This is a genomic window from Candidatus Rhodoluna planktonica, from assembly GCF_001854225.1.
In the GTDB taxonomy this organism is placed as follows: Bacteria; Actinomycetota; Actinomycetes; order Actinomycetales; family Microbacteriaceae; genus Rhodoluna; species Rhodoluna planktonica.
Window position 1 is genome coordinate 826,380 of record NZ_CP015208.1, and the last position, 18,817, is coordinate 845,196.

Below are 18,817 nucleotides of genomic sequence, written 5' to 3' on the forward strand. Positions count from 1 at the left end.
CCGGATAGGCCGACGCGGCGTCTGCCCCGCTGCTGATTGACCGGAGGGTCTCTTCATCAGTTCCCAAGCGATTCGAGCAACTCGGGCACCATTCGATAAATGTCACCGCAACCCATAGTCATGATGAAATCTCCGCTGCTGGCCAGCGAGGCTGCTACGGCTGGTACTTCATCCCAGTTCGGAACATAGTGAACCTGGGATTTGTTTTCGAATGCATCGGAAATAAGTGCGCCGGTCACTCCTGGCTCGGGATCTTCTCGGGCGGCATAGATATCGAGCACCACAACCTCATCGCTGGCTGCCAACGCCTCGGCGAACTCTTTAGCCATCAAGCGTGTTCGGCTGTAAAGGTGCGGCTGGAAAACCGTGATGATTTTTCCATCGCCAACTACCGCTCGGGCACCTTTGATGGCGGCGGTAACCTCGGTGGGATGATGGGCGAAGTCGTCATAAACCTTGACTCCGCGAACTTCACCGTGAAGGTGGAAGCGTCGCTCGGTACCGGCAAACAGTTCGATCTGGGCAAGTGCTGCTGCAAAATCAAAACCGAGGCCAACTAGAACTGCTGCCGCTCCGGCTGCGTTGATCGCATTATGCTCACCTGGAATCTGCAAGGTCGCGGCTTGGGTTTGGCCCTCAAAGGTAAGTTCAAATTTGACCTGTGCGCCACTGGCATCGACGTTCGTCAACTGCAGGGTGGCCCCATCGCTTCGACCAAAAGACAAAACTCGCTTTTGATGTAGAAGCGCATGAACCCGTTTAGCCCCTGGGTCATCGGCAGAAATCACAACAAATTCGCCGGATCCGCTAGCAAAACGTGCAAATTCTGCCTCGAAAGCCTCTTCTGAGCCATAGTGATCGAGGTGATCGGCATCGACGTTGGTGATAAGCGCAACTGCGGTGTTGTAGTGCAAAAACGAACCGTCGGACTCATCGGCCTCGATAACAAAAAATTCTCCCGAGCCAGCCCCAGAGGATACTCCGAGCGACTGAATTACACCGCCGTTTACGAAACTTGGATCTTGCCCGAGGCCCTGCAGAGCAGTCACAATCATGCCGGTGCTGGTGGTTTTTCCGTGAGCACCCGCTACAGCAATAACTCGCTTTTTCATGGTCAGATAAGCCAGAGCCTGGGAACGGTGGATAACCGGAATGCCGAGGCGCTTGGCAAGCAAATATTCAGGATTTGTTGGCCAAAGGGCTGAGGTAACCACAACAGTGTCAGGTTGGCCAAGGTGCTTTTCATCGTGTCCGATAAATACCTCAGCACCCAAGCAGCGTAATTTGGCCACGGTTGCGGTGTCGCGCAGATCACTGCCGGTCACCTTGTGACCCATACCAAGCAGCATGGCGGCAATTCCGCTCATGCCAGAACCACCGATGCCAACAAAGTGGACAGTGCCTAGTTCTGCCGGCACTGGCTGCGAGAAATCTGGTTTGATCATTCAAAATCCTTTTTACCTAGAAAGACTAGAGAGACTCTCAGCGGTTTTTCGAGCGCAACACACCTTCGACCAGTGCCAATAGCCGCGAGGCACCGTTTCTAATGCCAATTGATTTGGACATCTCCCCCATTTGAGCTAGCCGTCGGCGACTTGAAACCAGCGGGATCACCTCTCGAGCGACATAATCCAGATTGAAATCGGCGTCGTTTACCAAAAGCGCAGCGCCAGCATCAATCGCACCCTTGGCGTTGAACTTTTGCTCCCCGTTTCCAACCGGGTATGGAATGTAAAGCGCCGGCAAACCCAACGCCGTTATCTCGGAAACAGTCGATGCTCCAGCTCGGGATATAACCAAATCAGCCGCAGCCAGAGCCTGATCCATGCGATCGCAGTATTTCAAGCGAAGGTAGCTGCCCGATTTAAGCTCTGGCAACTCGGATGCGCCACCGGTGATGTGCAACACCTGTATTCCCGCCGCATCAAAGAGGCTTCTAGAAGCTTCAACAGTTTCGTTAATGGCTTTGGCTCCAAGGGAACCACCGGTGACCAAAATAGTGGTCGTGGCTGGATCAAGACCGAATGAAACTCTGGCCATTTCGCGAGCTGATTCAATGTCGAGAACTTCTATTTCACTTCGCAGTGGCATCCCGGTTTTGGTGCTCTTTGGAAGCGACGTGTTATCAAAGGTCACGCCGACGGCAGCAGCAAATTTGGAACCCAATTTATTTGCCCACCCGGGCAGAGCGTTTGCTTCATGGACAATCACAGGCGTACCGCAAAGTTTGGCCGCTAAGTAGGCAGGAGCACTTGCATAACCGCCAAAACCAACCACTACGTCGATTTTTTGCGAACGAATAAAACGCCGTACCTGGAAAACTGCCCTAATCATTTTGAAAGGAAAAGTAAGGGCGTAACCGCCCAGTTTCCTTGGAAAAGGAAGTCGCTCAATAGTAAAAAGTTCATAACCGCGTTCTGGAACGAGTCTTGACTCCAAGCCTTCTTCGGTGCCGAGGGCGACAATCTTTGCCGAGGCATCGGCGGCCGCAATCTTGTCGGCCAAAGCTAGCAGCGGGTTAACATGACCGGCAGTTCCGCCTCCGGCCAACAGATACGAAGCCACTAGCGGGCCTTTCTGTTTCTAGAGGCAGACCTGACTGCCCCAAAACCCAAATGATTAGAACGCTCGATCGAGAGCACCAAGCCAATGGCACCAAGTGTCGAAATCAACGATGAACCACCGGCGGAAATCAGAGGAAGAGGAACACCCAAAACTGGTAACAACCGCAAAACAACAGCGATGTTAATCAAGGCTTGGAAAACCAGCCAGACGGTAACTCCGGCGACAATAAACCTTGAGTAGGTGTCTTGGGTGCGATTCAAAATTCGCACTAGCGCTCGAGCCAGCAACACAAACATGACAATCACAACGAGGGCTCCAATCAGCCCAAACTCTTCGGCGATGATGGCAAAAATGAAGTCGTTTTCTACTTCCGGAATCCAACTCCATTTCATCTTCGACTCACCAAGGCCTACGCCAAAAAGTCGACCGGCAGCAATTGCCCATTCGCCATGTTCAGATTGCCAGTTATAGCCATTTGGGTCGGGTGCAGAAGGATTCAGCCAAGCCAAAATACGACCCCAACGGCTTGATGATTGCGACATCAGCAAAATTCCTGCCACTGAAGCAATACCGACTACCTTCAGTGCCAAATTGGTTGGCATTCCAGCCAGCACCATCAGTCCAAGAAATGCGATTGCCATAACTATTGCAGTACCCAAGTCACGACCGGCAAGCACTAGTCCTAGCGCTGCCGCCGAAACAACAATTGGCGGTGTCCAGGTTTTGGAGATATGGAAGTAATCAACATTTTTTGCCAGCATCGCAGACAGTGCAATGATGACCGCCAACTTCAAAAATTCAGACGGTTGGAAAGTAAAACCGAAAATGGAAATCCAGTTTTTGTTTCCGTTTACTTCTTTTCCAAAGAAGATAACCAAAAACTGCACCGACAAACTAGCCAACAGAATCACAACCGAGCGATGCTGCCAAACTCTTACCGGGATTGCGGACAATATGGTCATGCCAATTAGGCCGATGATTGCATAGCCAAACTGTTTGGCGCCGATTGATAACGCATTATTGTTGGCAATCAGCGAGTCGATGGAAGATGCCGAAAGCACCATCAGAACACCAAAGGCCACCAAAAATAAGGTGAAGCCTAAAAGCGTGTAAAACTCGTTTGACTGAGCACGGTATACCCGGTCAAATATTGCCCGGATGGTCGCAAATAAAGACTCGAATTGAATTTTTGAAGCCTTAGGTTTGCTTGAGGTAGCCCGAATTGGTGCCGTGGTTCTAGATCTCGGCACCGCAGAAATTCCTACTCTCTTGCTCATGAAACTAGCTCGCGAACTGCGTTGGCAAATAAATTGCCGCGTTCGGCATAATCCTTGAATTGATCCATCGAAGCCGCAGCTGGTGCAAGCAAAACTACGTCAGTCGGTGCAGCAACCTTTTTCGCCGCCTCAACAGCCTCAACCATTACCGCAAATCCCGATTCAGCCTTGACGCGGTATGTCGAAATGTGTGGTGCAACTTTTGCAAAAGCTGCCAGTACCGGATCAGCATCTTTGCCTAAAACAATGGCGAACTTAATTCGATTTGCGTATTCGGCGATGAGCGGCTCTATTTCGACACCCTTCAGCAGCCCACCAACAAGCCAAATCACCGAGTCAAACGACTTGAGCGACGCCGCAGTTGCGTGAACATTGGTAGCTTTTGAGTCATCAAACCAACGAATCTGGTCTTTCTCCAAAACCAACTCAATACGGTGTCCATCAAGTTTGAAGCTTCGAATTGCCTGCTGAATTGCCGCTGGCTCGACACCCGCCGCACGGGCTAGCGCAGAGGCTGCGGCGACATTCTGCTTTAGGTGGTCTGTTAGGACTGAAATCTGCTCAATGTCAGATGTGGTTGCTAACTCAATAGCCGAGTTGGCCCGGTCATCAAGAAAAGCTCGATCTGCCAAAATTTCTTCAACATAGCCAACCTGCGAGCGCGCCGGAATTGCCAAGGTGAAGGCGATAGCACGGGCACCCTCGACTACATCAGCTTCTTCCACCATTCTTTCGGTGGCTAGGTCTTGCCCGTTGTAAACGCAGGCAATTCGCACTTGCTGATAGACCTTTGCCTTGGCGTCCCGATAGTTTTCAAAGCTTCCGTGCCAATCAAGATGATCAAGGTCAAGATTGAGCACCGCGGCCGAATGTGGTGAAACCTGGCCCATGTAATGAAGTTGAAAACTGGAAAGTTCAACAACCAGAGCATCTAGGCCATCTGGAACTCGAATTGCATCGAGAATCGGGGTGCCGATATTGCCGCAAGCCATGGCACGCAAACCCGAAGTCAAAAAGATGTGCTCTAGCAGTTGGGCTGTTGTGGTTTTGCCATTGGTGCCGGTAATCAAAAACCATTCGGCTGGCTTGCCAACTTTGTCGCGCAGTCGCCAAGCAAGATCGATATCTACCCAGACTGGCACCGACGATTCTTTTGCCCAATTGATTAGGTCGTGCTCGGGGCGCACACCCGGCGAAGTGATGATTAGTTCAGGAGCGAAATCTTGAACCTTACTAAGTAGTTCTTCGTTGTCTGACGTGATTACAGCAGAAACTCCCAGCACATCCAAAATTTCTAGCTGTTCTTCATCAGCGGCAGCGGCAACGACCAAAACCTCGGCACCCAATTCAGCCAGCGTGTCAGCTGCCGAAAATCCAGAAACTCCGAGGCCAAAAACCACAACTTTGAGGTCTTTCCAGTCATCGTGCCACGAATGAAGTTGATCTATTCTGCTCATCTGTTATCCGTAAACCCACTCGACATAGAACAAACCGATGCCGGTCATTACAGATAATCCAGCGATAATCCAAAAACGGACAACCACGGTGATCTGAGCCCAACCCTTTAGTTCAAAATGATGGTGTAGCGGGCTCATCAGAAATACCCTTCGCCCAGTTCCAGTGCGCCATTTCGTGATCTTGAAGAAAATGCGCTGGATGGCGACCGAACCGGTCACAATTACGAAAATTCCGCCGATAAAAATTAGTAGCAATTCGGTTCGGGAAAGAACCGCGAGAGCCGCTAATGCTCCACCTAGTCCGAGTGATCCGGTGTCGCCCATGAATATCTGTGCCGGCGAAGTGTTGTACCAAAGGAAACCTGCTAGCGCACCGACGATTGCGGATGCTACAACCGCAAGATCTAGTGGATCTCTAACGCTGTAGCAGCTACTGATGTTTTCGAGTACCGTGCCACAAGTCTGATTGAATTGCCAAAACCCGATAACTGCGTAGGCGCCGATTGCCATAATGGCACTGCCGGTGGCTAGGCCATCTAGGCCGTCTGCGATGTTGACACCATTAGATGCACTGACCGTGATCAGGTTAATCCAAAGGATGAAAAGCCCAATTCCGATCACGCTACCGAGCATAAGGAAATCAAGATTGGTGTCACGCACCCACGAAATTGCTGTAGACGCGGGCGTTAGCCCATCCTGGTTTGGAAATTGCAGTGCCAAAATCGCAAAAACAGTTGCTACCAGGACTTGACCGGCAATTTTCGCCCAACCGGTCAGGCCGAGACTGCGCTGACGATGGGTCTTAATAAAGTCGTCGATGAAACCGACTAACCCAAGACCGACCAACATGAGCAAGACCAGCAACGCCGAAGCAGTCGGTGTCTCACCGTTGGCCAATTTGCCAAAAAAGTAACCGAGGACGGCGGCAACAATAATTACCACGCCGCCCATGGTGGGAGTGCCGCGCTTGGTGTGATGGCTCTGCGGCCCATCATCGCGGATGAACTGACCCCATTTCAGCTTCTTGAAAAGCCAAATGAAAGCTGGGGTTGCCAACAGGGTGAACGCCATGGATACGGCGCCGGCGAGAAGAAGTGCTCTCACTGACCTACCTCCAAAAGTCTGTCCCCCAAAAATCTCAGGTTGGCTGATTTTGATGACTTCACCAGAACCAAATCACCAGGTTCAAGCATCCCATCTAGGTAGTCAAAAGCCTGGTCAATCTCATCAAAAAATTTCGATTCGCCATCCCACGACCCCTCCTGGGTGGCACCCATGTGAATCAGCTTGGCGCCGGCGCCGACAACGACCACCTGGTCGATGTTGAGACGAACGGCTACTCTGCCGATGGCGTCGTGCTGCTCGCGCGATTGACTGCCCAGTTCTGCCATTTCACCCAAGACGGCAATTGTTCGATGCCCTGACTTACCCAGATGGGCAAGCGTCTGCAGCGCAGCCTTGGTTGATTCAGGGCTGGCGTTATAGGCATCATTTATCACATACACACCGTCGGAACGCTTACCTAGCTGCATACGCCAACGCTCGGCAAGGGGCATTTCTTCGAGAGCAGCGATAACCGTCTCGCGTGCCAAGCCAAGCTGATCAGCCACGGAAATCGCGGCTAGCGCGTTCATTACGTGATGCTCGCCAAGTATTTTCAGGCTTACTGGCTGTATCGCAGCTTCGGGCCAGTGCAGGTCGAAGGATGTTCCAGCCAGGCTAAGTTGCTGGCCACTGGCCAAGTAATCGGCTTGATGAGTTCCGAACCAAACCGTTTTTGCCTTGGATAGGTTAGCCATCGCGGCTACGTGCGAGTCATCCGAGTTGAGGATGAGCAGCCCATCTGGGCCAATCGCCTGTGCCAACTCACCTTTTATTTGAGCGGTGATGGAAATGTCACCAAATTCTCCGACGTGCGCCAAGCCCACCTTCAGAATCACACCAATATCTGGCTTGGCCATATCTGCCAGGTAGGCGATGCTGCCCGGTCCGTCGGCACCCATTTCAACCACCAAGTATTTGGTCTCATAGTCGATTTTTAGCATCGAAATCGGGGCGCCAACCTCGTTGTTGTAAGACTCAATCGGGGAAACCGTTGGTCCAAATTTGGCCAGAATTGCACCCAGCATATTTTTGGTGGTGGTTTTGCCGTTTGAGCCGGTGATGCCGATAACGGTGAGGTTTGATTTAGCACGTACTTTCTCGATGACAAATTTTGCCAGTTTGCCCAGGGCGGCTACCGAATCAGCAACTACAAGTTGCGCAATCTCGACTTCAACTCGATGTTCAACCAAAGCGGCAATCGCCCCTGATTTTCTGGCGGAATCGACAAAAAGGTGACCATCGGTCACTTCGCCGGGCTTGGCGACAAACAGAGACCCCGGTTGAACAAGTCTTGAATCGGTCTCTACGCTGGCGCTCACCCTAAGTTCAGGGTCACCAAACAGTTGGGCACCCACAGCGTCGGCAATTTCGGCCAAAGTTAGTTCAATCATGGCCAGCCATTCTCTCGCAGTGCTGCTCGGGCTTCGGCCCTTGCAGAGTAAGGAGTTCGCACTCCCCTAATGTCTCGATAATCTTGATGCCCCGGACCGGCCCAAAGAATAGAATCGCCCGGTTCAGCGAGCTTTACGGCCTCGCGGATAGCCGCCTCAGGAGGGCTGACCTCAAGAATTGCCATATCTGGGCGATGCTCTTTTGCAGCGCGAACCAGCACCTCACGGATTGAAGCTGGATCTTCGAATCTGGGGTGATGGTCGGTGATTACCAAAATATCTGACCCGGCAGCAGCAATCTGCGCCATTGCCGGCCGCTTAGAAGGATCGCGGTCTCCGTCGGCACCGAAAACCATGATGACCTTGCCTGTGGTGACCTCACGAACAGCCTTAAGTGTGTTGAGAAAAGCATCCGGTGAATGACCGAAGTCCACATAAACCGCAGGGCCAATGTCAGAGCTGACCCGTTCGGTTCGACCGGGCATATAGACCTCAATGCCAGACACAATTGCTTTAGCGACCTGTCGGCTGTCGAATCCTGCCTCAATCAGCATGGCGATGGCAAGACCGGCATTTGCCGCCATATGCGCTCCGATAATTGGCAACGAAGTCGAAAAAACAATGTTTTCTGGCCCAAAGACTCTAAATTTTGTTCCGGCCGGTGAAGTTTCCAGCAACTCTACGTGCCAATCTGCGGATACGCCGACCTGGCTGCTGATTGTTGAAACTGGGATTGCGCAGGCTGCGACAAACTGAGCGCCATACTCGCTGTCTAGACACACAACACCCCGCGCTGCTCGCCCGGGTTGAAATAGGGCGGCCTTGGCGCGCAAATAATCAGCCATGTCCGCATAGTCATCGAGATGATCGTGGCTCAGGTTTGTGAAACCAACAACATCAAAAAAGATGCCGTCAACGCGCAATTGACTCAGCGCTTGGGCCGAAACCTCAAGCGAGATAGCAGTAACGTTGCGCTCGCGCATCCTGGCTAACAACGCCTGCATTTCGGTTGATTCTGGGGTTGTCAGACGGCTGACGATAACTTCACCGGCGATATGCCTTTCGGCGGTTGACGTTAGGCCGGTAGTTTCGCCTAACTGTCGCAAAATTGCATCCAGGATGTAGGTTGTTGAAGTTTTGCCGTTGGTGCCGGTGGTGCCGAAGATTTTGGGCATGATGTCGCGGCTATTGCCGTAAACAAAAGCTGCAATCTCGCCCAGTAGTGCTCTTGGGTTTTCAAGTTGCAAAATTGGAACCGGGCAATTATTCAGTTGGGCTATGCCAGCCGCATCCGTGACAACTGCACTTGCCCCTGCGGCTAAAGCCGCTTCAATAAATTTCGCGCCGTGCGTCTTTTTACCCGGCATCGCAAAAAATATGTCGCCGGATCGTAAATCTGCTGTGTTCATGCTGATTCCGGTGAACAGGACATTGGGGTCACCAGCGACAAGCGAAAGCTTGAAGGCATTCGCCAACTCGGCGACGCTAACCGGGATGACCTGATCGGGCCTCAAAATCGGTGGAATTTGTTCTTGCATCACTCAATCACCACTCGGTTGGAATATTGGCTGACTTGGTTGTCGACGGCGGGACACGGTAGGTGCGCAGCACCTGCTCGAGGATGCGCTTAAACGGTGGCGTTGCACCAATCGAGTTGCTGACCGTGCGCGGTTTGTAAACGGTCACGGCCACAACGAATTCAGGATTTTCAGCTGGCGCCAACCCAATGAATGAGATTGCAAATCGGGATCCGTACTTGCCAGTCTCAGGATCAGCAATTTGAGCTGTACCGGTTTTTCCTCCGACTCGATAACCGGGGACAGCGGCGGTCTTTCCGATACCACCCTGTTCTACGACCTTTTCTAGCATGTCAATTGTGGTTCTGGCTGAGGCTTCGCTAATCACTCGAGTGCCTGGCTTCACCTCGGTTTTTTCGATGTTGCCATTTTGGTCGATACAGCCCTCAACCAAGATTGGTGAAAGTCGCACACCCTTATTGGCCACAGCCTGGTACATCATCGCGGTCTGCAATGGGGTCATGCTCACACCCTGACCAAACATGGATACGTATTTCTTGATACCATCCCAATCTTCAAAAGCATTGATTTGGCCTTTGGATTCACCGGGGAAATTGACTCCAGTTTTTGAGCCGAGACCAAATGCTTGCAGGTATTTGTACCTTGTTTCAACCGGCACTTTTCGGCCTAAGAGCATAATTCCAGTGTTGGATGAGTCTCTCAAGACGCCGGTCAAGGTGAGTCTCTCAGTCGGGTGAAAGTGGCTGTCGGTTACCCGATAGCCAACATTCGGGATAGACCAACCGTAGGGCGCCTCAATTTGCGAGGCTGCGGTACCGAGACCGGTATCAACCAAAGTCGCTGCCGTGATGGTCTTTAGCGTCGACCCGGGCTCAAAGGCAGTTCTGAAAATACGAGCACCACGATCTTCGGCCGCAACAGCTGCAGGATTGTTCGGATCTACCGAGGGCGCCTCGGCGGCAACCAGAATCTTGCCGGTCTTTGCTTCAATTACCACCGCCGTTGCCCAGTCGGCTCTAAGTTTCGAAACCGTACTGGTCAGCACCTGCTGGGCGAAATACTGTAGGTCTGAGTTGATGGTCAGCTTTACATTTCTGCCCGGAATAGCTTCCTTGGTGGTAACCGCCGAAGACGGAATCTTGATTCCATCAACGCCTTTTTCAAATGTCTCTTGCCCATTCTGGCCAGCCAGACACTGGTTCATCTGCAGCTCTACACCTTCAACCGCATTGCCATCCGGGTCTAGAAAGCCAAGCACGTTTCCCGCAACCGCACCGTTGGGGTATAGCCGATCTGGAATCGGGTCATAGTAAATCCAGGGAATATCGAGGGCACGAACTTTTCGATACACCTCGGCATCGACGCGTTTTTTGATTTGTGAGTACTCGGATGTGCCCGCAATTTTGGCCAGTACATCGGCCTGAGTCATGTCGAGAATTGTCGCCAGCTCGTTGGCTACCTGCTCGACCGGAATTTGGACATCGGCCCCATTGACTTGACGAAGAACCGGCGCAACTTTGCTAGGCGCAGCATTGATGTCATATCGGTAGACAGTTCTTGCTAAAACTTCACCGGATGAGTCGGTAATCTCACCGCGCAGCGCTGGCAGGGTACGCGAAACAGCGCGTTTTTCGTATGAAAGCTCATTGATGGCATCCGCTTTGACAACCTGAAGATCAACCAAACGGATACCGAAGACGATAGCGATAATCGAGACAGCGGCTAAAAGCGCGCGAACTCTAGACTTCGGATTACCGGGCGTCAGATATGTCATCTGCCGACCTGCCTATCTAGTGCGTTGGAGAAGCTGGAATAACGCCACCTGTTGAAACTACTTCAGGCTGATTAGTTTTCTTCGGAGCGACATCCTGAGTTTTGACGCCGGTTTCCGCGGTTGCGCCAAGGTTTCCAGCCAACTGGACTTCAGTTGCCAAAGTTGAACGCTCGGTGAGCGCGGCGTTCGGCACTAGGTTTCTACTAACTCGACCAGAGGTGTCTAAGGCTGCCTTTGGTTTTCCAAAAACTTTTTGATCTTCGATACGCAAAAACACCGGGTTAGCATTGGCAATCATTCCGAGCTTCTGAGCCGCGTTTGCCAGGTTTTGCTGCGAGGAGAGCGAGCCGACCTCTTCGCTCAAAATCTGAGCCGTGGTGGTTAGTTCTCGTTTTTCTTTTTGAATACTGGCTAGTTCATAAACTGCGCTTGAGGTAAGCATGTGCATGATTAGACCCAAAAGTGCGATGGCAAGTGATCCAAGAGTGATCACTCCAACAACGGCCATGCTAGAGCGACTGGTGAAAGTTGGCAGCTCTACTGCCCTAAGTCGAGGCTTGGTTACCTGAGAAACAGGTCGAACTGGCGAAGTTACTCTTGCAATGCTCATGCTGCTCTCCGGATCTTTTCAGCAGCGCGAAGTTTCACCGAAGCTGCTCTTGGGTTTTCACTAATTTCGAGATCAGAGGCCGACTCGGCACCCTTGACTAAAAGTTTCAAAACTGGGGCATGCTCTGGCAGCTCGGGTAAACCCAGCGGAGCTGACGAGGTCGCTTTACTGACCAGCTCGGTCTTGACGATGCGATCCTCAAGTGAGTGGTAACTCAAAACGACAATTCGTGCGCCGACGCCTAAAACAGAAATCGCAGCTGGAATGGTGCGACGCAAGACCTCAAGTTCTTGGTTGACCTCAATACGCAAGGCCTGAAACACTCGTTTAGCCGGGTGGCCAGACGATTTACCTTTGATGAACGGCACTACTTTGATGATCAATCCAGAAAGCTGTGCGCTGGTTTCAAAAGGTTGAGAGTTTCGAGTCGCAACAATTTGGCGAGCGATCGGCTTAGCGAATTTCTCTTCACCGTAATCCCTGAAAATTCGAACCAAATCGTTTTCGTTGTAGGTGTTGAGAACATCTGCCGCGGTCATGCCGGTGGTGTTGTCCATTCGCATGTCCAACGGAGCATCGTAGCTGTAAGCGAAGCCGCGCTCCCCCTCGTCAAGTTGCATCGAAGACACACCCAGATCAAGCAAAATAGCATCCGCGTACTCGATGCCCAGTTCGTCTAGAACATCCTCGATTTCGTCATAAACGGCGTGCACCAGGTGAGTGCGGTCTGCAAAGGTTTTAAGGCGTTCGGCCGCAAGTTCAAGTGCCTTTGGATCGCGGTCGATGCCAACCAAAACCAACCCTGGAAATGCCTGCAAAAACGCTTCTGCGTGGCCAGCTAATCCGAGTGTTCCGTCGACTAGGACCGCGCCAGGCTTCTGCAAAGCCGGTGCCAGCAATTCGATGCAGCGCTCTAGTAGAACTGGTTTGTGTAGTTGGTTGATTTGCTTCATTTGAACCGGGTGCCTGACCCTGATTCCTCATCCGTTCAACAGAGCTTGGTTTTCTGTTACCTCAGTTAGAGATGAGCGAACGGCTGAAGATTCAAAATCAGGCTAGAAGAGCCCCGGAATCACCTCCTGCGCAACGTTGGCGAACGAGGTTTCTTGTGCCGCAAGGTAGCTGTTCCAAGTGGCTGCATCCCAAATTTCTGCGCGGGAGCCGACACCGATTACGACCAATTCTTTGTCAAGCCCGGCGTATTCGCGTAATACCGCTGGAATCGTTACGCGACCCTGCTTGTCTGGTTGCTCATCTGAAGCACCGCTGAGAAATACGCGCAGGTAGTTTCGGGCATCTGCTGAGGTGATTGGCGCCTGTTTGATCTTTTCGTGAACCGAGTTGAACTCGGCACTGCTGAAGACATAGAGGCAGCGGTCTTGCCCACGGGTGATTACTAAACCCGACTGAAGCTCATCGCGGAACTTGGCCGGCAAAATTACTCGGCCTTTTTCATCAAGTTTTGGGGCGTGAGTGCCTAGCAGCATCGTGACCCCCTTCAGTTCTTGATTACATCTACCTCCACTATACACCACTTCGCACCACAAAACCTAGAAAATCGAGTAATTTTTTCACACGGCGTGTCGTTTTATCCCGAATTTTAGGGACTTTTTTTAGTGGAGGGAAATTTACCAAATATGACAAAAAATGATTGTTTTTACGAACCCAACTTGGTTCGGTCCAGAAATTAAGCAAAAAAAATAGCCCCCTTTCGGGGGCTGCGTATCAAGGCCTATAAATCGCCGCTACGCCGACGATCCCAGCGATCATCGAAGAAACTGCCGCCGGAACGCTTCGGTTCGGATTTAGAAGTTTGTGGGGCATTTGGCACAGAAACATTTGAGCTAGCCAAGAACAGGCCACCCAGCATCACCAAAAACGCGATGACTCCGATAACCACTATTTGCGTCATGACCGCAAAAACCAGGATCGACAGGCCAGCCAGAGCTAGAAGTGCGCCAGCAATTAGTCTTCGTGGGGAAGCTGCATTTGGCTCGCGAAACTTTTGAGCCAGCGCCGGTTCTGACTCAGCAAGCCCGCGCTCAAGTTCTTCAAGAAGTTTTTGCTCTCGCTCAGTTAAACCCATGTTCTGCTCCAACTTTTGCCAATGCCTACAATCAGAGTAAACCCTCGGCGGCAGTTAGGCTATTCCCGTGAACGAAAGCAAGATCCTGCTGGATTTGATTCAGCAATCCCTGGATGATTTTTGTCAATCTCGTCGGCTTGAATTCGAAACGATTTCAGCCGATTTATTGCCTCTGGTGGATTTCAGCAAAGACTTGCTCAGCGGTGGTAAGCGATTCAGGGCACTATTCGCCTATTGGTCGTGGGCGGGAGCACTAAAAAACTCAACGCATCACCACACTCCAGAACAGCTGGAAAAGTCTGCGGCCGCTATAGTCGGCGTTACTGCAGCACTTGAAATGTTTCATGCTGCCGCATTAGTTCACGATGATTTGCTTGACCAATCAGATACGCGCCGAGGTAAGCCTGCAATTCACAAGCGATTCGAGCTATTGCACGCCGACACCTCGTGGAGCGGATCGGCAGAGCGTTTTGGGATTGCCGGTTCGGTTTTGGTTGGCGATCTCATGCTTGGCTGGTCCAGTGAAATTTTCGGTCGAGCACTGATTGACGCTCCGACCGTAGAAATTGAACGGGCCTGCCGCAGTGAATTTAGCAAAATGCGCGTTGAGGTAATGGCGGGTCAATATCTGGACGTAGTTGAAGAAAACGCTGCCGTGAGCCGAGAAATCTCAGAAGCGGTGAGCCGCGCCAACCGAGTGATGCTTTACAAGACCGCAAAGTACTCAATTGAAGCACCGTTACTAATCGGTGCAGCATTTGCCGGTGCAAGCCCAGCCCACATACGGGCGCTATCATCCTTCGGAATCCCGCTCGGTATGGCATTTCAGCTTAAAGACGATGTTTTGGGAGTCTTTGGCGACCCGGCAGTAACCGGCAAACCGGCTGGAGACGACCTGCGCGAAGGTAAAAGAACTGTTTTAGTTGGGCTCACCAGAGAGTCGCTGCCGACATCAGTTGGCAAAATATTCGACGAACTACTCACCTCGAGAAGCCTCGACGCGGAACAAATCAGCTTCATGCAGCAAACCATCATCGATTCTGGTGCACTAGCTAAAACCGAACGGATGATGAACGATTTGGCCGATGAGAGCCTGCATAATCTGAAGCAAATCGAGATGGACTCAAATGCAAAAGCCATGCTGGAGCAACTGGCTCTAAAAGTGATTAATCGAGACGCCTAACAGCCTGACTGGTGCGCAGCCTGGCCGCTACGAATTTTGATCGGCTCCGACTGTCAGCAAGAAGCTGGTTCTAGAGGGCCAGAGACATTGCGAGACGGCGCACCGCAGACTTGTGACCTTTGAGCAGAAACTCCATCGGGGTTCCCGGTAGCGATTCATCGTAGGTGTAAAGCCAATTTATCGCTGACTCAATAGTGAAGCCTGAATCAAGTAGCACAATCAAGGTTCCGTGCAAGCTCGCTAGCGGTTCGCCATCAATGATTATTTCCTGCGGAACCATAATCTGGCCGTCGCGCCGAACGCCGAAAATTTGGTGCTCTTGGATTAGTCGCCGGACTTTGCCGACCGAGATGCCTAACTGCTCAGCAACTTCTTCAATCGTGTACCAGTCTGTAACGCCAGACAAAACTTCATTCACCGTATTAGATTGCCACACCAACGCTGCATTTACATCGCCTCATGGTTGAATATTGCGAGAATACCCAAAACTGAGGAAAAAATGACTGATCTTGATGGCCAAATTGTTGGCGAAAGATATCGAATCCTCAGCACCATAGCCGCGGGTGGAATGGCAACGGTTTACCTTGCCGAAGATTCTCGCCTGGAGCGACGAGTAGCGCTAAAGCTAGTGCATCCGCACCTAGCCGCAGAGCCAAATTTTCGAGCAAAATTCCTGCAAGAAGCAAAAATTGCGGCGCGCCTCAGCCATCCGAATTTGGTGAATGTTTTTGACCAGGGCGAATGGAACGATCGGCCATTTTTGGTCATGGAATATGTGCCGGGTATCACTCTGCGCAATGCGCTTTCAAGGTTTGGCGCTCTCGATGCTAGTCGCAGCCTCGAGGCCATCGAACCAACTCTTCAGGGCTTAGCCGCAGCCCATCAGGCCGGAATTTTGCACCGAGACATAAAGCCAGAAAACATCTTGTTAGCTGACAACGGCAGCGTAAAGTTATCCGATTTCGGACTCGCGCGTTCGGTCAACAATCAAACATCGGCAGATTCGCTCGTGGGTACCGCCGCGTACTTGTCTCCAGAGCTGATTGAGCGGGGCTACATAGATGAGCGGAGCGACATTTATGCGATTGGCATTGTTCTTTACGAGCTACTAACCGGCAAACAACCTTTCAAGGGTGATCAAGCAATACAAATCGCGATGGCCCACACCAGCCAGAAGACCCCGCTACCCTCGGATAGTATCCCGTCAATCCCCCGGGACTTGGATGAACTGGTCGGCTGGCTGACTGAGAAAAACCCTGCCCTGCGACCGGCAAATGCAGACGTTGTTTTGGCAATCATTAAGAAGCTAAAGTCCGGTATCTCCGTTGCGCAGCAGCGACATGATGCAGGACAGTTGGCAAGCTCTGGAGTTCAGCAGACGACTCCCCTAAACTTTTCCGCAGCCAACCAGACTGAATTGATCGATGGAATTGATCCACAGACTACTGCTGCCGCGACTGAGGTTTTGGGTACAGCGCAAACAGTTGGTTCAGCACAAACTGAGATTTTTAATTTCTCTGATTCACCGGTCGAAGCAAGTAGCCGCCCAAACCATAAACGACCAAAGAGCCCAATTTTCAAAGTCATAATTGCAGCAGCACTAACGGTGCTGCTGGGCATGGGTGTGGGCTGGTGGTTTGGTGCTGGCCCCAATGGCTTCAAAGCAGTACCCGACCTTGCCAACCGAACCGTAGACGAGGCCCAGGCCGCGCTTGTGGAACTAAATCCAAACATCAAAATCAGTGAAGAGTCAGATTCGGAAACTGCAGCCGGCTACATTATTCGAACTGAACCGGCGGCTGGTTCGTGGTTCTTTGGCGGCGACCTAGTCCTAGTTGTTTCAACTGGACCTGAGATGCTTGCGGCACCAAAATTAGTTGGCAAAACCTTGCCGGAAGCGCAGGCAGCAATATTGGCCCAAGGATTCAAGCTCGGGTCGGTGAATTCGTTCTTCGGGCAGGCGCCAATCGGTAAAGTCTTTGAACACACCGGCAGCGATGGCACCACCCTAGCCGAAGGATCAGCCATTGACTTGAAGGTTTCACTGGGTGAAATTCCAGTGGTGGTTGAACTGACCGAAGATCAGGCAAAGATCGCACTTTCAGCGGTGGGAATATCGGTTGCCGAGGTAATCACAGAATTCAGCGACAAGGTTGCCGCTGGAAAAGTAATCTCGCTGGTTCCTTTGACTGAACCTTTGGGTGAAAGCGGAAGCGTAAATTTAATCGTTTCAAAGGGCCCGAATCTTGTCGCAATGCCGAATCTAGTTGGCGAAACGCTTTTAGCCGCAAAAACAGCACTCGAACAGTTGGGCCTCACCGTCACGGTAAATACCGACCAGCTTCAAAGCCGTTGGGGAATTGCCAAGGTCAAAACAACTTCGCCAGCAGCGGGAACCATGGTCAAAGTTGGCTCGGGCGTGACAATTTCGTCACGCTAGCAAAATCTTCCTCACGCGAAAGCGAAAACTAACGCTTGGCAAGCTCCTCGGCAACCAAGAAAGCCAACTCAAGCGACTGCATGTGGTTCAGTCTTGGGTCGCAAAGCGACTCGTAGCGTTCTTCTAGGCTGGCCTCATCAATTGCGTCAGAGCCACCGAGGCACTCGGCAACATCGTCGCCGGTAAGTTCGACGTGCACTCCACCCGGATGGGTACCTAGCGCATGATGAACCTCGAAGAAACCCCTAACTTCATCCATAACGTCATCGAACCGACGAGACTTGTAGCCATTTTTGGTGGTGAAGCCATTACCGTGCATCGGATCGGTGATCCAAAGCGGATTCGCATCTGAATCGCGCACTGCCTCGACCAACTTAGGAAGCTCGGTACGGATTTTGCCGGCACCCATTCTGGTGATGAAAGTTAGTCTTCCGGGTTCGCGCTCTGGGTCAAGTTTCTCGATTAGAGCCAGAACATCTTCGACCTGGGTTGTTGGTCCAAGCTTGACGCCGATTGGGTTACGAACCCGAGACAAGAAATCAACGTGAGCGTGGTCTAGCTGTCGAGTTCGTTCGCCAATCCAGATGAAGTGCCCTGAGGTTAGGTACGGGTTTCCGGTACGCGAATCGATGCGAGCCAACGGCCGTTCGTAATCGAACAGCAAGCCCTCATGGCTGACATAAAACTCGGTGCTCTTCAATTCGCTGAAGTCGGCGCCACAGGCATCCATGAATCTGACCGCGCGATCAATCTCTTGAGCCAACGACAAGTAGCGGCTGTTTGCGGGGTTATCCGCAAATCCTCGGTTCCACTCGTGCACCGAACGCAAATCGGCAAAGCCACCTTGGGTGAATGCTCTGACCAGGTTCAGGGTTGAGGCTGAGGTGTGATAGGCCTGCAAGATTCGATCCGGGTCGGCAATACGGTTGGCTTCATTGAAGTCATAGCCGTTGACGATGTCACCACGATATGCCGGTAGCGTAACTCCGTCTCGAGTCTCAGTGTCTGAAGATCGGGGCTTGGCAAATTGCCCGGCCATGCGCCCCATTTTGATGACCGGCATTGACGCTCCGTACTGCAAAACCACGGCCATCTGCAACAGTGTCTTCACTCGGTTGCGAATTCGATCTGCCGTGGCATCTGCGAAAGTTTCAGCACAGTCTCCGCCCTGCAGCAAAAACGCCTTTCCAGAAGCGGCTACCGCCAGGCGATCCCTAAGGTTGTCGACCTCACCAGCGAAAACAAGTGGTGGCAGTGAGCTAAGTGTTTCACGAACTTTTGCGAGTTTGGTTTGATCAGGCCACGTAGGTTGCTGCGCCGCCGGCAAGTTTTTATAGTTGTCGAGTCCTGCCAACACCTTAGGATCTGCGACTATTACCGGTTCGTTCATTC

15 protein-coding genes and 1 pseudogene are annotated in these 18,817 nt (G+C 51.8%); 2 read left to right on the forward strand and 14 right to left on the reverse strand.

Annotated features, from left to right (window positions below):
* Nucleotides 1–9 precede the first annotated feature (9 nt).
* From murC to A4Z71_RS04195, 12 genes and pseudogenes are all read right to left on the reverse strand, one after another.
* Nucleotides 10–1,445: pseudogene (gene murC, locus A4Z71_RS04140) on the reverse strand (UDP-N-acetylmuramate--L-alanine ligase); the annotation flags it as partial.
* Nucleotides 1,446–1,482: 37 nt separating this feature from the next.
* Entirely contained in the window at nt 1,483–2,565 is a 1,083-nt protein-coding gene (murG, locus tag A4Z71_RS04145) for an undecaprenyldiphospho-muramoylpentapeptide beta-N-acetylglucosaminyltransferase (protein WP_070954675.1), read from the reverse strand.
* Nucleotides 2,565–3,842: an FtsW/RodA/SpoVE family cell cycle protein gene (locus A4Z71_RS04150; RefSeq protein ID WP_070954676.1), complete on the reverse strand. Its 1,278-nt coding sequence runs from the start codon at nt 3,840–3,842 to the stop codon at nt 2,565–2,567. Before A4Z71_RS04150 ends, murG begins: the two co-directional genes overlap by 1 nt.
* Nucleotides 3,839–5,299: a UDP-N-acetylmuramoyl-L-alanine--D-glutamate ligase gene (murD, locus tag A4Z71_RS04155; RefSeq protein ID WP_070954677.1), complete on the reverse strand. Its 1,461-nt coding sequence runs from the start codon at nt 5,297–5,299 to the stop codon at nt 3,839–3,841. The genes A4Z71_RS04150 and murD overlap by 4 nt, the downstream gene beginning before the upstream one ends.
* 3 nt (nt 5,300–5,302) lie before the next feature.
* Nucleotides 5,303–6,403 (reverse strand): phospho-N-acetylmuramoyl-pentapeptide-transferase, encoded by a 1,101-nt coding sequence (mraY, locus tag A4Z71_RS04160; protein ID WP_070954678.1) that lies wholly within the window; start codon nt 6,401–6,403, stop codon nt 5,303–5,305.
* Entirely contained in the window at nt 6,400–7,794 is a 1,395-nt protein-coding gene (locus tag A4Z71_RS04165; RefSeq protein WP_070954679.1) for a UDP-N-acetylmuramoyl-tripeptide--D-alanyl-D-alanine ligase, read from the reverse strand. Before A4Z71_RS04165 ends, mraY begins: the two co-directional genes overlap by 4 nt.
* Nucleotides 7,791–9,332, reverse strand: coding sequence for a Mur ligase family protein (locus A4Z71_RS04170; RefSeq protein WP_070954680.1), 1,542 nt, complete (start codon nt 9,330–9,332; stop codon nt 7,791–7,793). The genes A4Z71_RS04165 and A4Z71_RS04170 overlap by 4 nt, the downstream gene beginning before the upstream one ends.
* Nucleotides 9,333–9,339: 7 nt before the next feature.
* Nucleotides 9,340–11,106, reverse strand: a complete 1,767-nt coding sequence (locus A4Z71_RS04175) for a peptidoglycan D,D-transpeptidase FtsI family protein (RefSeq protein WP_070954681.1) — start codon at nt 11,104–11,106, stop codon at nt 9,340–9,342.
* A 16-nt stretch (nt 11,107–11,122) separates the two neighbouring features.
* Nucleotides 11,123–11,716: a hypothetical protein gene (locus A4Z71_RS04180; protein ID WP_070954682.1), complete on the reverse strand. Its 594-nt coding sequence runs from the start codon at nt 11,714–11,716 to the stop codon at nt 11,123–11,125.
* Entirely contained in the window at nt 11,713–12,669 is a 957-nt protein-coding gene (gene rsmH, locus A4Z71_RS04185; protein WP_070954683.1) for a 16S rRNA (cytosine(1402)-N(4))-methyltransferase RsmH, read from the reverse strand. The genes A4Z71_RS04180 and rsmH overlap by 4 nt, the downstream gene beginning before the upstream one ends.
* Before the next feature lie 102 nt (nt 12,670–12,771).
* Complete coding sequence (gene mraZ, locus A4Z71_RS04190; protein ID WP_070954684.1) at nt 12,772–13,203, reverse strand: division/cell wall cluster transcriptional repressor MraZ; 432 nt, start codon at nt 13,201–13,203, stop codon at nt 12,772–12,774.
* Nucleotides 13,204–13,448: 245 nt separating this feature from the next.
* Nucleotides 13,449–13,802 (reverse strand): DUF3040 domain-containing protein, encoded by a 354-nt coding sequence (locus A4Z71_RS04195; protein WP_070954685.1) that lies wholly within the window; start codon nt 13,800–13,802, stop codon nt 13,449–13,451.
* Between the two features lie 67 nt (nt 13,803–13,869).
* On the opposite strand from A4Z71_RS04195, the gene A4Z71_RS04200 reads away from it, so the two are divergent.
* Nucleotides 13,870–14,985 (forward strand): polyprenyl synthetase family protein, encoded by a 1,116-nt coding sequence (locus A4Z71_RS04200; protein ID WP_070954686.1) that lies wholly within the window; start codon nt 13,870–13,872, stop codon nt 14,983–14,985.
* Nucleotides 14,986–15,055: 70 nt separating this feature from the next.
* Here A4Z71_RS04200 and A4Z71_RS04205 read toward each other — a convergent pair whose 3' ends face one another.
* Complete coding sequence (locus A4Z71_RS04205) at nt 15,056–15,403, reverse strand: Rv2175c family DNA-binding protein (protein ID WP_070955244.1); 348 nt, start codon at nt 15,401–15,403, stop codon at nt 15,056–15,058.
* An 81-nt stretch (nt 15,404–15,484) separates the two neighbouring features.
* On the opposite strand from A4Z71_RS04205, the gene pknB reads away from it, so the two are divergent.
* Entirely contained in the window at nt 15,485–17,425 is a 1,941-nt protein-coding gene (gene pknB / locus A4Z71_RS04210; RefSeq protein ID WP_070954687.1) for a Stk1 family PASTA domain-containing Ser/Thr kinase, read from the forward strand.
* Nucleotides 17,426–17,453: 28 nt separating this feature from the next.
* Here the strand turns inward: pknB and A4Z71_RS04215 are convergent, their stop codons facing one another.
* Nucleotides 17,454–18,815, reverse strand: a complete 1,362-nt coding sequence (locus A4Z71_RS04215; RefSeq protein WP_070954688.1) for a class II 3-deoxy-7-phosphoheptulonate synthase — start codon at nt 18,813–18,815, stop codon at nt 17,454–17,456.
* Nucleotides 18,816–18,817 lie beyond the last annotated feature (2 nt).

Coding starts and splice junctions, on each gene's coding strand:
- A4Z71_RS04150 (WP_070954676.1), bottom strand. CDS start 3,842: ATGAGCAAGAGAGTAGGAATTTCTGCGGTGCCGAGATCTAGAACCACG.
- murD (WP_070954677.1), bottom strand. CDS start 5,299: ATGAGCAGAATAGATCAACTTCATTCGTGGCACGATGACTGGAAAGAC.
- A4Z71_RS04165 (WP_070954679.1), bottom strand. CDS start 7,794: ATGATTGAACTAACTTTGGCCGAAATTGCCGACGCTGTGGGTGCCCAA.
- A4Z71_RS04170 (WP_070954680.1), bottom strand. CDS start 9,332: ATGCAAGAACAAATTCCACCGATTTTGAGGCCCGATCAGGTCATCCCG.
- A4Z71_RS04175 (WP_070954681.1), bottom strand. CDS start 11,106: ATGACATATCTGACGCCCGGTAATCCGAAGTCTAGAGTTCGCGCGCTT.
- A4Z71_RS04180 (WP_070954682.1), bottom strand. CDS start 11,716: ATGAGCATTGCAAGAGTAACTTCGCCAGTTCGACCTGTTTCTCAGGTA.
- rsmH (WP_070954683.1), bottom strand. CDS start 12,669: ATGAAGCAAATCAACCAACTACACAAACCAGTTCTACTAGAGCGCTGC.
- mraZ (WP_070954684.1), bottom strand. CDS start 13,203: ATGCTGCTAGGCACTCACGCCCCAAAACTTGATGAAAAAGGCCGAGTA.
- A4Z71_RS04195 (WP_070954685.1), bottom strand. CDS start 13,802: ATGGGTTTAACTGAGCGAGAGCAAAAACTTCTTGAAGAACTTGAGCGC.
- pknB (WP_070954687.1), top strand. CDS start 15,485: ATGACTGATCTTGATGGCCAAATTGTTGGCGAAAGATATCGAATCCTC.
- A4Z71_RS04215 (WP_070954688.1), bottom strand. CDS start 18,815: ATGAACGAACCGGTAATAGTCGCAGATCCTAAGGTGTTGGCAGGACTC.